We start from the raw sequence: 15,954 nt of genomic DNA, 5'->3' as shown, positions 1-15,954 counted from the left end.
TAATGAAATTAGCACTTGATGGAATGGGTGGCGACAATGCACCGAAATCAGTAGTGGAAGGTGCATTATTAGCATTAGAACAAATTCCAAATTTGGAAATTCAATTATATGGACAGCAAGAAAAGCTCGACCCATTTTTAAAAATGCACGATCGCTTAACAGTTATCCACTGTGAAGAAGTGGTCGAAGGGACGGATGATCCTGCACGTGCTGTACGACGTAAAAAGGATTCATCAATGGCAAAAATGATGGATGCGGTTGAAGAAGGCACAGCTGATGCATGTCTTTCAGCCGGCAATACAGGTGCACTAATGGCAGGTGGTTTGTTTAAGGTAGGCCGTATAGAAGGAATTGCACGACCAGCTTTAGCTACGACATTGCCGACGCTTGATGGTAAAGGTTTTTTAATGCTAGACCTTGGGGCAAATGCGGATGCACGACCAGAGCATTTACTGCAATATGCGATTATGGGTGATATTTACGCTAAAAAAGTAGGCGGTCTACAAAAGCCACGTATTGGACTGTTAAATATCGGAACAGAAGATAAAAAAGGAAATGACTTAACAAAAGCAACTTTTGATTTACTAAAAGAAGCGGACTTGAATTTTGTCGGCAATGTCGAGGCGCGTGATTTACTCGATGGTGTTGCTGATGTTGTTGTAACAGATGGATTTACAGGCAATATGGTGTTGAAGTCGATAGAGGGAACAGCAGGGGCATTGTTTACGATGTTAAAAGAGGCCTTTATGTCTTCTACAAAAACAAAAATTTCAGCAGTACTTATGAAAAGTAATTTACGTGACTTAAAAAATAAAATGGACTACACAGAGTATGGCGGTGCAGGTTTGTTTGGTTTACAAGCGCCTGTTATTAAAGCACATGGATCATCGAATGCAAAGGCAATCTTCAGTGCAATACGTCAGGCAAATACAATGGTAGAGCATACAGTTATTTCAACGATAACAGATACAGTACGTCACTTAGAAATTGACTAACAAAGGGGATTAATAAGAAATGACGAAAATCGCATTTATATTTCCAGGCCAAGGCTCTCAAGCGGTTGGTATGGGCCAAGAATTTGTAAGCAACTCGCAAGAAAGTAAAGCCTTTTACGAAAATGCTGACAAGACACTTGGGTTTGACTTGTCTAAATTAATGTTAGAGGGACCTGCTGAAGAGTTAACGCTAACATATCATGCACAGCCAGCGTTATTAACGACAGGTGTTATGGTCGCTGAAAAATTACGTGCTGCAGGCATTACACCGAATTATGCAGCTGGGCACTCACTTGGAGAATATGGTGCATTAGTTATCGCAGGCGTTTTATCGTTTGAAGATGCTGTTGCTATTGTTCATAAACGTGGTTTATTTATGAACGAAGCGGTGCCAGCAGGGCAAGGTGCAATGGCTGCTATTCTTGGGATGGAGCTTGATGCATTGCATGAAGTAACTGAAAAAGTAACTGCTAATGGCGATGTAGTACAAGTTGCAAACGTTAACTGTCCAGGACAAATCGTTATTTCTGGAACAAAAGAAGGCGTTGACAAGGCTTCAGTCGCTGCTAAAGAAGCGGGTGCTAAACGCGCGATTCCATTAGTAGTAAGTGGACCTTTCCATTCAGAATTAATGCGACCATCGTCTAGTCAATTACAAGCAACATTAGCAGATATTACGTTATCAACACCACAAATTCCTGTAATTGGCAACGTTAAAGCGAAAGAATTGCTAGATGTACCGGCTATTCAACAGGAATTAGTGGAACAGGTTTATAGCGCTGTACAATGGGAAGCATCAGTTCGTGAAATGATCGCTCAAGGCGTCGATGTTTTCATCGAGTGTGGACCTGGTAAAGTTTTAAGTGGCTTAGTAAAGAAAATAGATCGTTCAGTAGCAACGTATTGTGTATATGATGAAGCTTCATTAGAAGCAGTATTAGAAGCGTCGAAGGAGTGGTCAATCAATGCGTAAATTAGAAGGTAAAGTTGCAGTTGTAACAGGTGCTTCACGAGGAATCGGACGTGCGATTGCGTTAAAGCTTGCTGACGAAGGTGCAAAGGTTATCGTAAACTATAGTGGCTCACAAGCAAAAGCAGAAGAAGTTGTTGCGGCAATTCAAGCAAATGGTGGCGAAGCGCTTGCTGTACAGGCAAGTGTTTCAAAAACAGAAGAAGTAACTGCTTTAATGGATGCAGCAGTCAAAACATTTGGTTCACTTGATATTTTAGTTAATAATGCAGGTATTACACGCGATAATTTATTAATGCGAATGAAGGAAGAAGAATGGGACGATGTTCTTAATACAAACTTAAAAGGTGTATTCCTTTGTACAAAAGCTGTAACTCGTCAAATGATGAAGCAACGTGCAGGACGTATTATCAATATTTCTTCTATCGTTGGAGTAGCAGGCAATGCTGGGCAAGCTAACTATGTAGCGGCAAAAGCGGGCGTAATTGGCTTAACAAAAACAACTGCTAAGGAACTTGCATCACGTAATATTTTAGTTAATGCGATTGCACCAGGCTTTATTGAAACAGAAATGACTGAACAGCTTCCAGAAGATTTAAAACAAGGTATGCTTACGCAAATTCCGCTTGCTAAACTAGGGCAGCCAGAGGATATTGCGAAAGCTGTTGTGTTTTTAGCTTCTGATGATGCAAACTATATGACAGGCCAAACGCTACATATTGACGGTGGCATGGTAATGTAATATTATGCTATAGCATAAATATAAATTTTTTGTATAATCATTTGAGGGGAGGTGAAAGTTTTGACTACAGTATTAGAACGCGTAACAAAAGTAATCGTGGACCGTTTAGGTGTTGAAGAAAGTGAAGTAACATTAGAAGCTTCTTTCCGTGATGATTTAGGTGCTGACTCATTAGACGTTGTTGAGCTTGTTATGGAGCTTGAAGACGAATTCGATATGGAAATTTCTGATGAAGATGCTGAAAAAATCACAACAGTAGGTTCTGCTATTTCATACATCGAAGGTAAAATTAACTAATCGCCTCTTGGCAGATGTTATAGATTTCGAACGCAGCCTTTTGAGGTTGCATATTAAAAATCTGATTACATTGTAATACTTACATCAAAGCATAATCGCAAAAGCATTTTATGCTTTGATGTATTTTAAAGGTACGAAATGGTTCGTTTTTCGAACGATTTGCGTGCCTTTTTTTATTTTTGTTAAAAAATTACGTTAAAACTTCCAAAACATTGTATTTCAGCCGAAATACTTTTGCATAAATGCCTTGAAAAAGGTACACTAAGACGGTAGAAACTATTAGGAAGGCAGATTGTTCAATGGCTATGAGAAGAAAAGGAACTATGCAGAAATCAGGCGTACTTCCTGAAAAGGTACGCAATCAATTCGAGCTGTTACAGCATGAATTAAATATCACATTTATTAATAAAAATTTATTGTATCAAGCATTCACGCATTCATCTTATGTGAATGAGCATCGCCGTAAATTGTTTACGGATAATGAGCGTCTCGAATTTTTAGGCGACGCAGTACTTGAACTATCTGTTTCTAAATACCTTTTTGAGAAATACCCGCATATGAGCGAGGGCGAATTAACAAAACTGCGCGCATCGATTGTTTGTGAGCCATCACTTGTTATTTTTGCAAATGAATTAGGCTTTGGTCGCTTTGTATTGCTTGGAAAAGGTGAAGAATTAACAGGAGGACGGGAACGCCCAGCGCTACTTGCAGATGTTTTTGAATCATTTGTGGGTGCTCTTTATTTAGATCAGGATTTGCAAACGGTCGTGACGTTTTTAGAACGAATCGTGTTCCCAAAAGTAGAAGTCGGTGCTTTTTCGCATGTGATGGATTTCAAAAGCCAGTTACAAGAAATGGTACAGCAAACAAACAACGGTCTTCTTCATTATGAGATTATCGATGAAAAGGGCCCAGCGCATAACCGTACCTTTGTATCGAGCGTGCTATTAAATGGACAAGAGCTTGGAATCGGTAGAGGAAAATCGAAAAAAGAAGCTGAACAACAAGCAGCACAATGCGCTATGCGTATGATGCGTGAGCATTCTGCTAAAGAGGAGGCTTAATAGATGTTCCTAAAACGACTCGAAGTGATTGGCTTTAAATCTTTTGCGGAGCGCATTGGTATTGATTTTGTACCAGGAGTTACAGCTGTTGTTGGACCTAACGGCAGTGGGAAAAGTAATGTAACTGATGCTATTCGTTGGGTACTCGGGGAGCAATCGGCAAAGTCGTTGCGTGGGGCAAAAATGGAAGATGTTATTTTTGCTGGGAGTGACTCTCGAAAGCCACTAAACTTTGCAGAGGTAACATTAATTTTAGATAATACTGATGAGCAGCTTGCTTTTTCTTATACAGAGGTAAGCGTAACAAGACGCGTATACCGTTCAGGTGATAGTGAATATTTATTAAATAACCAGCAGTGTCGCCTGAAGGATATTACGGACTTGTTTATGGACTCAGGACTTGGGAAAGAGGCTTTTTCAATTATTTCGCAAGGCCGTGTCGATGAAATTTTAAATAGCCGCCCTGACGACCGCCGCTCAATATTTGAAGAGGCAGCTGGTGTATTAAAATACAAGCTTCGAAAGAAAAAAGCTGAGCATAAATTAGTAGAAACAGATGAAAACTTATACCGTGTTTTAGATATTTTGCACGAGTTAGATAGCCGTTTGGAGCCTTTGCAAATACAAGCTTCTAGCGCAAGAGATTATGTGCAAATGTCCACGGAGCTGAAGGATTTTGATATTGCGATTCTTGTGCACGATTTAAAAAATTGTGCACAATCTTTGCATGCATTGAAAGAAGAATATACGCAACTATCTGAAACAGAGCAAAAACATGCTAGTAATATTCAAGCTTTAGAAACACAATCTACAGCTATTCGTAAACATTTAAAAGAGCTTGATGTGGAGCTGGATGCTGCTCAATCGGAGCTTGTTGATGCAACAATGGAAATGGAGCGTTGGGATGGTCGTAAAGCTTTAATGGCTGAAAAGCGTCAAAATGCAACGAACCAATTACAGCAGTTAAATGCATCATTACAAGAAGCGAAAAATGAAGTAGAGGACCTAACCGCTCAAGAGCTTGAGAAGAAACAGTTGTTTACTGAAAAGCAACAAGAAGTTTTAACTTTAAAGCAAATTATTAAGCAATTAGAGCAATCATTAAATCGTTCTGTTACAGAGATAGAACAAGAAATTGAAGAGCATAAAAACCGTTATATCGATTCGTTAAATGAAGAAGCAACAGTAAAAAATGAATTGAAAAATATCGATCAACAACTATCGCAACAAAAAGCGATGGCTGCGCGAATGACCGACCAAACGGATGAAATTGGGCAAGAGCTTATTGAAGTTGTGACTGAGAAAGAATCGCTTGTTGGCACATATACTGCAACAACGACTGAACTGCAACAAAAGCTAGAGCAATATGAAGCATTGCAAATTCAGTTTAAAAAAGTGAATAGTTCCTTTAGCGATAAGCAAGAAATGCTATACAAGGCTTATCAGCATCAGCAACAATTAAAAGCTAGAAAAGACACATTAGCAGAATTAGAAGCAGACTTCTCAGGCTTCTTCCACGGAGTTAAGGAAGTATTACTGGCCCGTGACAAAGGTGAATTATTCGGTATTGAAGGCGCGGTTGCAGAATTAATTCAGGTTAACGGTAAATATTCACAAGCGATTGAAACAGCTTTAGGTGCTGCATCACAGCATATCGTGACGTCGAATGAACAGAATGCTCAACAGGCAATCAAATGGTTAAAACAAAAAAGAGCAGGTCGAGCGACATTTTTACCGAAAACGGTCATGAAATCGCGCAAAATTAATTTATCATCGATACAGCTTGCGACTGAGCATCCAGCATTCGTGCAAATGGCAGATGCACTGGTGACGTTCGATGAAGATAATCGCTCCATTGTAGAAAATTTACTTGGCAATGTCATCGTGGCAGCCAATTTAGAAGGTGCTAGCCAAATTGCACGCTTATGTGGTTTCCGCTATCGTGTAGTAACACTCGAAGGAGATATTGTTAATGCTGGGGGTTCTTTAACGGGTGGTGCTGCCAAACAACAATCTTCACTATTTACGAGAAAAGCGGAGCTAGATGGTCTAATTGCTAAACTAGAAGCGCTAGAAACAACCATTTATAGTGCAGAACAGGCTGTAGCGACTGAAAAGGAAACATTGGCAACATTGCGTGACGCAGTGGAACAATTAAAACTAGAAGGCGAACAGCTACGTAAAGAAGAGATGCAACAGGCAAGTCGGATTCGGGAATTAGAAGTTGTTGAAAAAAGCTTGTCAGCCCGAGTGTCATATGCTTCCAATGAAACGCAGGATGTGAAGACACGTGAAGAAGCACTGCTTGCTCAAAAGGAAGCAGCAACGACGCGTTTAGCAGCTCTTGCAATAGAGTTAGTGGCGATTAATGAAACTGTAGAGCAGCTAGGTAAAGTTAAATTACAAAGTGAAACGGAAAAGGATGTTCTTCGTGAGCAGACTGCAGAAAAACGTTCACAATTAGCGGTTATGCAGGAGCAAATGTCCCAAGTACAAATTGCAACGGCAGACCTTGCTCTCCAATTAAACAAAGCTCGACAAAAAGTCGACAATATTTCTCAGGAAATAATATGGCTTCAATCCGATGAATCGACAAAACTGTTGAGTGATGAAGAAGTTGAGGAGCAAGTCACAACTTGGAAAGCAAGAAGAGAAACGTTACAAGTTACAATTTCACAGAAAAAAGATAAAAAAGCAGCCCAACAACTAGAGCTAACAACGTTAGAAGAGCAGCTAAAGGAATTGCAACGTATACATAAAGGCTTCATTGAAGCAATACGTGCGAATGAATTAAAGCGAAGCCGCGTAGAATTTGAGATGAATAATTATAATAATCAGCTCGAAGAAAACTATCAACTAACGTTAGAAGAAGCAATGGAAGTAGCCTTATCAATTGAAGATGAAGAGCACATGCGACGTCGTGTCAAGCTATTGAAAAAGTCCATTGAAGAATTAGGTCCTGTGAATTTAAGTGCAATTGATGAATTTGAGCGTGTCCAAGAGCGTCATTCTTTTTTAACAGAGCAGCGTGAGGATTTACTTGCAGCGCAAGATACTTTACACGAAGCAATTAAAGAAATGGATGAAGAAATGACATTGCGCTTTAGTGAGACGTTTTTTGCCATTCGTGAGCAATTCAAACATGTATTCCGCGAATTATTTGGTGGGGGTCAAGCGGATTTAGTATTACTAGATCCAAACAATATGCTTGAAACAGGCATTGAAATTGTTGCACAACCACCTGGTAAAAAGCTACAAAATTTAAGTTTGCTTTCTGGTGGTGAACGTGCACTTACTGCGATTGCTTTACTATTCTCCATTTTAAATATTAGACCTGTGCCGTTTTGTATTCTCGATGAAGTAGAAGCGGCATTAGATGAGGCAAATGTTGTTCGATACAGCGAATACTTGAAGAAGTTTAGTCGCAATACCCAATTTATTGTCATTACACATCGTAAAGGTACAATGGAGGGAGCTGACGTACTGTATGGCATTACGATGCAGGAATCAGGTGTATCAAAACTTGTATCAGTAAAATTAGAAGATGAACCCGTACTTGCGGAGCAAAGGAGCGAACAAGCATGAGTTTTTTTAAACGTTTAAAAGATAAGTTAATTGGAAATCCGACAGAAGAAGAAAAAGTAGAAACTACAGGTGACGAGCAGTCAGCCGATTTACAGCTTGAAGACACAGCTGAGCCTGCCTTGCTTGAAACAACTAACTTAGAAGTAGAAGTAGAAGTAGAAGAAAAGCTAGAGGAATCACCAAGTGAGGACATACCTGTTTTAGAGGCTTCTGATATAGCAGAGGAAGAAAAACAGGAAGAAGTATTGGAGATCGCCGTTGTAGAGCAAGAAGTACCAGAAAAAAAACCTTCTGCTTGGTCCATTACACAAAAGTTTAAAGCTGGTCTTGAAAAAACACGAAATTCATTTACTTCAAAGGTCAATGATTTAGTTGCACGTTACCGCAAAGTAGACGAAGATTTCTTTGAAGAACTAGAAGATTTATTATTACAAGCAGACGTTGGCTTTGAAACAGTGATGGAGCTTATGGATAAATTACGCTACGAGGTTCAGCGTAAAAATATTAAAGATACAAACGGTATCCAAGCAATTATTTCTGAAAAGCTTGTAGAAATTTATGAGCAAGGTGAAGAAGATTTAATTGACCTAAATATGCAACCTAATGGTGAGCTAACTGTTATTTTATTTGTTGGCGTAAACGGTGTCGGGAAAACAACAACAATTGGTAAATTGGCACATCGTCTAAAATCAGAAGGTAAAACGGTTGTACTAGCAGCTGGTGATACGTTCCGTGCAGGTGCGATTGATCAATTACAAGTTTGGGGAGACCGTGTTGGCTGTGAAGTTATTAAGCAGTCTGAAGGCTCGGATCCAGCAGCGGTCATGTATGATGCGATACGTGCTGCGAAAAACCGTAAAGCGGACGTATTAATTTGTGATACTGCGGGTCGCCTACAAAACAAAGTGAACTTAATGAATGAGCTTGAAAAAGTACATCGTGTTATTTCGCGGGAAATACCAAATGCACCTCATGAGGTATTGTTAGCACTAGATGCGACTACTGGTCAAAATGCGCTTGTGCAGGCTCAAACGTTTAAAGAAGTAACAAACGTAACAGGTATTGTCTTGACGAAACTTGATGGTACTGCAAAGGGTGGTATTGTGCTAGCCATTCGAAATAAATTGCACATTCCTGTGAAATTCGTAGGTCTTGGTGAAAAGATGGACGATTTACAGCCATTTGATGCAGAACGTTATGTATATGGCTTGTTTGCAGAAGGTTTAGATAAAGAGCTACAAAATAGCGAAGATTAACGATAGCTATTTTGTAGTGGATAGAATGGGCGCTCGACTGTAAAAAGGTGAAATGTGTTGTTTAAAAGAGAAATACTAGCTAATGATGGAAGATTACTTAAATCAGCTAATAGAAGGCTTTTAGACAAGGAGATTACCTTGACACAGACGGGCGCTTTTCGTTATGATACAAATGACAAACAACGGGGGGAGAAACTCGATGCTACTTGAAAAAACAACACGCATGAACTTTCTCTTCGACTTTTATCAAGCATTATTAACAGATAAGCAAAGAAGTTATATGGAACTCTATTATTTAGACGATAACTCACTTGGAGAAATCGCTGAATCGTATGGGATTTCACGTCAAGCTGTTTATGATAATATTCGTCGAACTGAAGCGATGCTTGAAGAATATGAAGAAAAACTATGTTTACTGGAAAAATTTCAACAACGCACGCAAATGCTTGCGCGACTTACAGCTGGGATTACGGAAAAAAGTATGCCGGTTGAGGAGCAATTGGCGCTTATTGAGCAGTTGAAAGAATGGGATTAGGAGGCGAAAGCAGTGGCTTTTGAAGGATTAGCGGAACGACTCCAAGGAACGATCCAAAAGATTAAAGGTAAAGGGAAAGTATCGGAACAAGACGTAAAAGAAATGATGCGTGAAGTCCGATTTGCTTTAATCGAGGCGGATGTTAACTTAAAAGTAGTCAAAGAATTCGTTAAAAAGGTAAGTGAACGTGCTGTTGGCGTAGACGTTATGCAAAGCTTAACACCAGGTCAACAAGTAATTAAAATCGTTCAAGACGAATTAACGGAGCTGATGGGCGGCGAACAAAGCCCGATTAAATTTAATACGAAGCCACCTACTGTCATTATGATGGTCGGTTTGCAAGGTGCTGGTAAAACAACAACTTCTGGGAAATTAGCAAATGTTTTACGTAAAAAATATAATCGTAAACCATTATTAGTTGCTGCTGACGTTTATCGACCTGCTGCGGTTCAACAATTACAAACATTAGGAAAGCAATTATCTTTACCTGTTTTTGCTTTAGGCACAGACGTATCACCAGTTGAAATCGCGCGCCAGGCAATTGAACTAGCAAAAGAAGAGCATCATGATGTAGTCATTATTGATACTGCGGGTCGCTTGCATATCGATGAGGATTTAATGCAAGAATTAAAGGATATTCGTGCGCTTAAAGAGCCGGATGAAGTATTCCTAGTAGTAGATGCTATGACAGGTCAGGACGCCGTAAACGTTGCGGACAGCTTTAATGAGGCTGTCGGCATTACAGGTGTTGTATTAACTAAGCTCGATGGGGATACACGTGGTGGTGCGGCATTATCAATCCGTTCTGTAACACAGAAACCGATTAAATTTGTCGGTATGGGTGAAAAAATGGACGCTCTTGAACCGTTCCATCCAGAGCGTATGGCATCTCGTATTTTAGGTATGGGTGACGTTTTATCACTAATTGAGAAGGCACAGGCAAACGTCGATGAAGCAAAAGCGAAAGAACTAGAAGAAAAGTTCAAAACGCAAAGCTTTACACTCGATGATTTTGTTGAGCAATTACAACAAGTGAAGAAAATGGGCCCGCTCGATGAAATATTAAAAATGCTACCAGGCGCAGGCAAAATTAAAGGGTTAGATAATGTCAAAGTAGACGATAAGCAAATGGGCCGCGTAGAAGCCATTATTTACTCTATGACAAAGGCTGAAAAGACAAATCCTGAAATTATTAACGGCAACCGTAAAAAACGCATTGCAAAAGGTTCAGGTACGTCTATTCAAGAGGTAAATCGTTTGTTAAAACAATTTGACGAAATGAAAAAAATGATGAAACAAATGACAGGTATGGCTACTGGTAAAGGCAAGAAAAAGATGAAATTACCTGGCTTTGATTCATTGTTTAAATAATATTTTATAGGTGTTAAGAAAAAACACTTTACAAACAACATAAACATTGATAATATACTATCTTGTGTGAAACTTATTCGGAGGTGCTATTAAAATGGCAGTTAAAATTCGCTTAAAACGTATGGGAGCTAAAAAATCTCCTTTCTATCGTATCGTAGTTGCAGACGCTCGTTCACCACGTGACGGTCGTTCAATCGAAACAGTTGGTACTTACAACCCACTAACTCAACCAGCTACTGTAAACATTGATGAAGAGAAAGCTCTTAAATGGTTAGCTGACGGTGCAAAACCATCAGATACAGTACGTAACTTGTTCTCAGAACAAGGTATCATGGAAAAATTCCATAACCAAAAATTCAGTAAATAATCGGGGGAGACGTCTTTGAAGCAGCTGATTGAAGCAATCGTTTTACCGTTAGTCGATTATCCAGAAGAAGTTCGTATTGAGACGGACGAAAATGCAAATCGAATTGTTTATAAACTTTTTGTTCATCCAGAGGATCGAGGGAAAGTCATAGGCAAACAAGGGCGAGTAGCGAAAGCGATTCGTACAATTGTTTATTCAGCGGCAGGTAGTCACCATCAAAAAAAGACTTACGTCGATATATTGGATTGATAAAAAGATTTTCACGCTCGTTTACACGCGAGAAGGTAACAATGTAGCAACTATGCAACATGTGGCCATTTTGCACTGAAGAATTCTAACAAGTATGCTTACATACGTTGCTAGAATTCAACGGGACAGTAAATGTGTAGCGTAAAATCTGGATAGAAGAGGGGGGAGCTTGCTGGTTCCTTCCTTTTTTTATATAGTACGGATATATAACGTTATAGAGGTGAAATGGATGGAATGGTTTAATGTAGGTCGTATTGTCAACACGCACGGTATCCGTGGTGAAGTACGTATATTATCGACTACAGATTTTGAAGAAGAACGCTTTGCGGTGGGAAATAAGATTGCAGCGTTTAAAAAAGACGATAAAAAGCCAACGTGGGTAACAATTCAATCGGTACGCCGCCATAAAAACTTTATTTTATTAACATTTGAAGGCATGGATAATATCAACTTTGTCGAACCGTTCAAAGAAGGAATGCTGAAAATCACGAAAGATCAAATGACCGATGATTTATTACAAGAAAATGAATTTTTCTTCCATGACATTATTGGCTGTACAGTTGTATCTGAAGAAGGCGAAACAATTGGTGAAGTGAAAGATATTCTGCAAACAGGTGCCAATGATGTATGGGTAGTGAAAGGTGCAAAAAAAGAACACTACATTCCATATATTGAAGACATCGTAAAAAATATTGATGTGGAAGAAAAGAAAATTGTCATTTATGTGATGGAAGGCTTGCTATGATGAATATTCATGTGTTAAGCCTGTTTCCTGATATGTTCTCTGGCGTGTTTGGAGCATCGATACTAAAAAAAGCGCAGGAAAAAGGTGCTGTAAAGCTAGAAGTTTCCGATATTCGTGCATTTTCAGGCAACAAGCATAATCAAGTAGATGATTATCCTTATGGTGGCGGTGCAGGGATGGTATTGAAGCCGGAACCGATGTTTAGCGCTGTAGAGGCAATTACAGCAGGTAGAAAGCCACGCATCATTTTAATGTGTCCGCAAGGTGAACGATTCACCCAAAAAAAAGCTGAGGAGCTAGCGCAAGAAAGCGAATTAGTGTTTTTATGTGGACACTATGAAGGCTATGATGAACGCATTCGTCAACACCTAGTAACCGACGAAATTTCAATTGGAGATTTTGTGTTAACAGGTGGAGAGTTAGGCGCAATGACGGTTATTGATAGTGTAGTACGGCTTTTACCTGGTGTTTTAGGACAAGAGGATTCCCATATTCAAGATTCCTTTTCAACGGGTCTGCTAGAACACCCGCATTATACGCGACCTGCTGAATTTCGAGGCATGCAAGTACCTGAAGTATTATTATCGGGCAATCATGCGAAAATCGAGCAATGGCGCGAAGAACAATCGTTAAAAAGAACATTCGAGCGTCGCCCAGATCTACTCGAGCATTATCCATTAACAGACAAGCAAAAATTGTATTTAGAAAAACTTAAAAAAGAACTATAAAGATACTTGCTTGCATGCAGTATATGTGATAACATCTATTCTGTACTTCTATGTGAAGTGCTGAATTACGGTGTTCCGCTGTGGCATAGATTGCGTGCAAGAGCATCTGTCTAAGGAGAGAAAACAATGTCAAACATTATTACAGAAATTACTAAAGCTCAGCTTCGTACTGATCTACCTGCTTTCCGTCCTGGTGATACTGTTAAGGTACACGTGAAAGTAGTAGAGGGTACACGTGAACGTGTCCAAGTATACGAAGGTGTAGTTATCAAACGTCGTGGTGGCGGTATTAGCGAAACTTTCACAGTTCGTAAAATTTCTTACGGTGTAGGTGTTGAGCGTACATTCCCTGTACACACACCCAAAATCGCTAACTTAGAAGTTGTACGTCGTGGTAAAGTACGTCGTGCTAAACTTTACTACCTACGTAACCTACGTGGTAAAGCTGCTCGTATTAAAGAAATTCGATAATTATGACTTAAAAGTGAGGGGCTTGTATTGCAAGCTCCTTTTCTTTTTGCTTGTCATCTTAAATAATAATCATCTAAAATGAGGATGAGGATAGACAAGGGGGCAATTCATAATGGAAAAACAAGTGAAAGAAAAGAATGAATTATGGGAATGGACAAAGGCGCTTTTAATTGCATTTGCGATTGCAGCAGTTATTCGTTATTTTTTATTTACACCAATTGCAGTTGATGGTGAGTCCATGATGCCAACCCTTGAAGATGGCGACCGAATGATTGTGAATAAAATCGGTTATAAAATTGGCGAACCAAAGCGCTTTGATATTGTTGTGTTCCATGCACCAGAACAAAAAAACTACATTAAACGTGTAATTGGGTTACCAGGTGAAACGTTAGAATATAAAGACGATCAGCTATACATTAACGGTGAACCGATAGACGAGCCTTATTTAGATGCCTACAAAGCTAAAATTACAGAGGGTACATTAACGGAAGATTTTACGTTAAATGACATTGATGTATCACTGAATGATGTAATTCCAGAGGGCTATGTTTTTGTCATGGGGGATAATCGTCGTTATAGTAAGGATAGCCGTCATATTGGAATTGTCGATCAAAAAGAAATCATAGGTAATACGAGCCTTATTTTCTGGCCGTATAGCGATATTAAAATTGTGAAGTAATGTTTGAAAGGGAGGCGAACCCTCCCTTTCTTAACGTCTAAGAGCATAAGTTTTCTTATTCGATTTTAAAGCATTTGCACTGCACGTTTAGTACGTGTTAATTGGGCGAATGCGCTTTTCTTATTTAGGAGGTATAGAAATGACTATACAATGGTTTCCAGGGCATATGGCGAAGGCCCGCCGTGAAGTAACGGAAAAATTAAAGCTAGTAGATATTATTTTTGAATTAATTGATGCACGTTTGCCGCTATCTTCTAGAAATCCAATGATCGATGAGGTTATTAATCAAAAGCCACGTCTTCTCATTTTAAATAAATCAGATATGGCAGATGAACATGAAACACGCAAATGGGTAGAGTATTTTGCAAAGCATGGTCATAAAGCGGTGGCGATCAATTCTCTTGAAGGAAAAGGGTTGCAACTCGTTACGAAGGCAGCTCAGGAAATTTTAAAAGAAAAATTTGATCGAATGAAGTCTCGTGGAATGAAGCCAAGAGCAATCCGTGCAATGATAGTTGGTATTCCGAACGTTGGGAAATCAACACTTATTAATCGATTAGCAAAGAAAAATATTGCGAAAACAGGCAATATGCCAGGTGTGACAAAGGCTCAACAGTGGATCAAGGTCGGTAAGGAACTTGAATTGCTTGATACACCAGGGATTTTATGGCCAAAGTTTGAAGATCAAGAAGTCGGCTATAAGCTGGCATTAACAGGCGCTATTAAAGACACCATTACAAATATGGAAGATCTAGCTGTTTACGGGTTGCGATTTTTATCGACGCATTATCCTAAACGCATGGAGGAACGATATGGTTTCCAACTTATGCATGAGGATTTAGTAGAAACATTTGACCATATTGGCAAGCTTCGTCGTGTTTTTGGCGCAGGTGGAGAAATCGATTATGATCAAGTAGCACAGCTTATCGTTCGTGATATTCGTGGATTACTTTTAGGAAAGCTAACATTTGACTTTGTTGACGAACAGCTTGAAAAAGAAGCTACACAGCAATAATGTGCAAAAAAACTGCCATGCTCACGCAATAAAACGTGAGCATGGCAGTTTTTCTTTTAGGAATAGTAGTTGTTGCCGATAAATGATATAGAGTGAGAAAAAGGGAGTAAAATGATGAAAACGATTAAAGAGATTACAGCAGCATTAAAAATGGCTGAGGATTGGCAAGAATGGATGACAGCAGTTGCAGTCGATGAACGTGCAGGTGTGCAGAAAGCATGGCTTAGTTGGAAAAAACGCCAAGATAGAAAACAACAACTAATTGACGAACATCAAGCAAAAATTGACTTCGATCATCTCTATGGTGGGAACGACGCATTGATTGCAGGTGTGGATGAAGCTGGACGTGGGCCATTAGCTGGACCAGTTGTAACGGCGGCTGTTATTTTGCCAAAAAACTGTGAAGCTCTTGTTGGATTAAATGATTCGAAGCAATTAACAAAGGAAAAACGTAACGCTTTTGCATCATTGGTGAAAGAGCATGCTATTAGTTATTTTATTCATTTTCAATCAGCAAAAAATATTGATGAATTGAACATCTACGAAGCGACAAAGCAATCGATGAAAACAAGTGTGGAATCATTGTCTATTAAGCCTAATTTCGTATTAGTTGATGCAATGACACTACCAATCGCTATTCCTCAGGAATCTATTATTAAAGGAGATGCTAAAAGCTTAGCGATTGCAGCGGCTTCTATTTTAGCAAAAACTGCTAGGGATGATTATATGGAACAATTGGATAAAGATTTCCCTATGTATGGCTTTGCACAACATGCTGGCTACGGTACGAAACAACATTTAGAGGCACTTGAAACATTCGGACCAACAATACATCATCGAAAGTCATTTGAACCTATAAAATCCATGTAAGAAAGGAGTATTTAG

The 15,954-nt window shown here is 39.3% G+C and carries 17 protein-coding genes; all 17 read left to right on the top strand.

Going from position 1 to position 15,954, the window contains the following annotated elements; all coding sequences use genetic code 11:
- The first annotated feature begins 2 nt into the window (after positions 1–2).
- The 17 genes from plsX (at position 3) to NSQ74_RS20980 (ending at position 15,939) form a co-directional block, all read left to right on the top strand.
- Positions 3–995, top strand: a complete 993-nt coding sequence (plsX, locus tag NSQ74_RS21060; RefSeq protein ID WP_340825878.1) for a phosphate acyltransferase PlsX — start codon at positions 3–5, stop codon at positions 993–995.
- Between the two features lie 19 nt (positions 996–1,014).
- Positions 1,015–1,968: an ACP S-malonyltransferase gene (gene fabD, locus NSQ74_RS21055; protein ID WP_340825877.1), complete on the top strand. Its 954-nt coding sequence runs from the start codon at positions 1,015–1,017 to the stop codon at positions 1,966–1,968.
- Positions 1,961–2,707, top strand: coding sequence for a 3-oxoacyl-[acyl-carrier-protein] reductase (gene fabG, locus NSQ74_RS21050; protein ID WP_340825876.1), 747 nt, complete (start codon positions 1,961–1,963; stop codon positions 2,705–2,707). Before fabD ends, fabG begins: the two co-directional genes overlap by 8 nt.
- A 60-nt stretch (positions 2,708–2,767) precedes the next feature.
- Positions 2,768–3,004, top strand: a complete 237-nt coding sequence (acpP, locus tag NSQ74_RS21045; protein WP_340825875.1) for an acyl carrier protein — start codon at positions 2,768–2,770, stop codon at positions 3,002–3,004.
- Between the two features lie 299 nt (positions 3,005–3,303).
- Entirely contained in the window at positions 3,304–4,068 is a 765-nt protein-coding gene (rnc, locus tag NSQ74_RS21040) for a ribonuclease III (RefSeq protein ID WP_401009494.1), read from the top strand.
- A gap of 3 nt (positions 4,069–4,071) precedes the next feature.
- A complete protein-coding gene (gene smc, locus NSQ74_RS21035) occupies positions 4,072–7,653 on the top strand; it encodes a chromosome segregation protein SMC (RefSeq protein ID WP_340825874.1) in 3,582 nt (1,193 codons plus the stop codon).
- Entirely contained in the window at positions 7,650–8,909 is a 1,260-nt protein-coding gene (gene ftsY, locus NSQ74_RS21030; protein WP_340825873.1) for a signal recognition particle-docking protein FtsY, read from the top strand. Before smc ends, ftsY begins: the two co-directional genes overlap by 4 nt.
- Positions 8,910–9,108: 199 nt before the next feature.
- Positions 9,109–9,444: a putative DNA-binding protein gene (locus tag NSQ74_RS21025; RefSeq protein WP_340825872.1), complete on the top strand. Its 336-nt coding sequence runs from the start codon at positions 9,109–9,111 to the stop codon at positions 9,442–9,444.
- Positions 9,445–9,456: 12 nt separating this feature from the next.
- A complete protein-coding gene (ffh, locus tag NSQ74_RS21020) occupies positions 9,457–10,815 on the top strand; it encodes a signal recognition particle protein (protein ID WP_340825871.1) in 1,359 nt (452 codons plus the stop codon).
- Positions 10,816–10,909: 94 nt separating this feature from the next.
- On the top strand, positions 10,910–11,182 hold the full coding sequence (rpsP, locus tag NSQ74_RS21015; RefSeq protein WP_024362057.1) for a 30S ribosomal protein S16: 273 nt from the start codon (positions 10,910–10,912) through the stop codon (positions 11,180–11,182).
- Positions 11,183–11,197: 15 nt separating this feature from the next.
- Entirely contained in the window at positions 11,198–11,431 is a 234-nt protein-coding gene (locus NSQ74_RS21010; protein WP_004269410.1) for a KH domain-containing protein, read from the top strand.
- Between the two features lie 229 nt (positions 11,432–11,660).
- Entirely contained in the window at positions 11,661–12,176 is a 516-nt protein-coding gene (rimM, locus tag NSQ74_RS21005) for a ribosome maturation factor RimM (RefSeq protein WP_340825870.1), read from the top strand.
- Positions 12,176–12,904 (top strand): tRNA (guanosine(37)-N1)-methyltransferase TrmD, encoded by a 729-nt coding sequence (trmD, locus tag NSQ74_RS21000; RefSeq protein WP_340826527.1) that lies wholly within the window; start codon positions 12,176–12,178, stop codon positions 12,902–12,904. The genes rimM and trmD overlap by 1 nt, the downstream gene beginning before the upstream one ends.
- A 126-nt stretch (positions 12,905–13,030) precedes the next feature.
- Positions 13,031–13,375, top strand: a complete 345-nt coding sequence (gene rplS / locus NSQ74_RS20995) for a 50S ribosomal protein L19 (protein WP_139860434.1) — start codon at positions 13,031–13,033, stop codon at positions 13,373–13,375.
- 112 nt (positions 13,376–13,487) lie between these two features.
- Complete coding sequence (lepB, locus tag NSQ74_RS20990) at positions 13,488–14,054, top strand: signal peptidase I (protein WP_173477780.1); 567 nt, start codon at positions 13,488–13,490, stop codon at positions 14,052–14,054.
- Between the two features lie 139 nt (positions 14,055–14,193).
- Positions 14,194–15,069, top strand: a complete 876-nt coding sequence (ylqF, locus tag NSQ74_RS20985; protein WP_340825868.1) for a ribosome biogenesis GTPase YlqF — start codon at positions 14,194–14,196, stop codon at positions 15,067–15,069.
- 114 nt (positions 15,070–15,183) lie between these two features.
- Positions 15,184–15,939 carry a ribonuclease HII gene (locus tag NSQ74_RS20980; RefSeq protein WP_340826525.1) on the top strand — a complete coding sequence of 252 codons (756 nt, stop codon included), beginning with the start codon at positions 15,184–15,186 and terminating at the stop codon, positions 15,937–15,939.
- Positions 15,940–15,954 lie beyond the last annotated feature (15 nt).

Origin of the sequence: Lysinibacillus sp. FSL W8-0992, assembly GCF_038008685.1 — a bacterium.
Lineage (GTDB): Bacteria > Bacillota > Bacilli > Bacillales_A > Planococcaceae > Lysinibacillus.
Note: the sequence above shows the minus strand (reverse complement) of the source record. Positions and strands in the feature narration are given on the sequence as shown.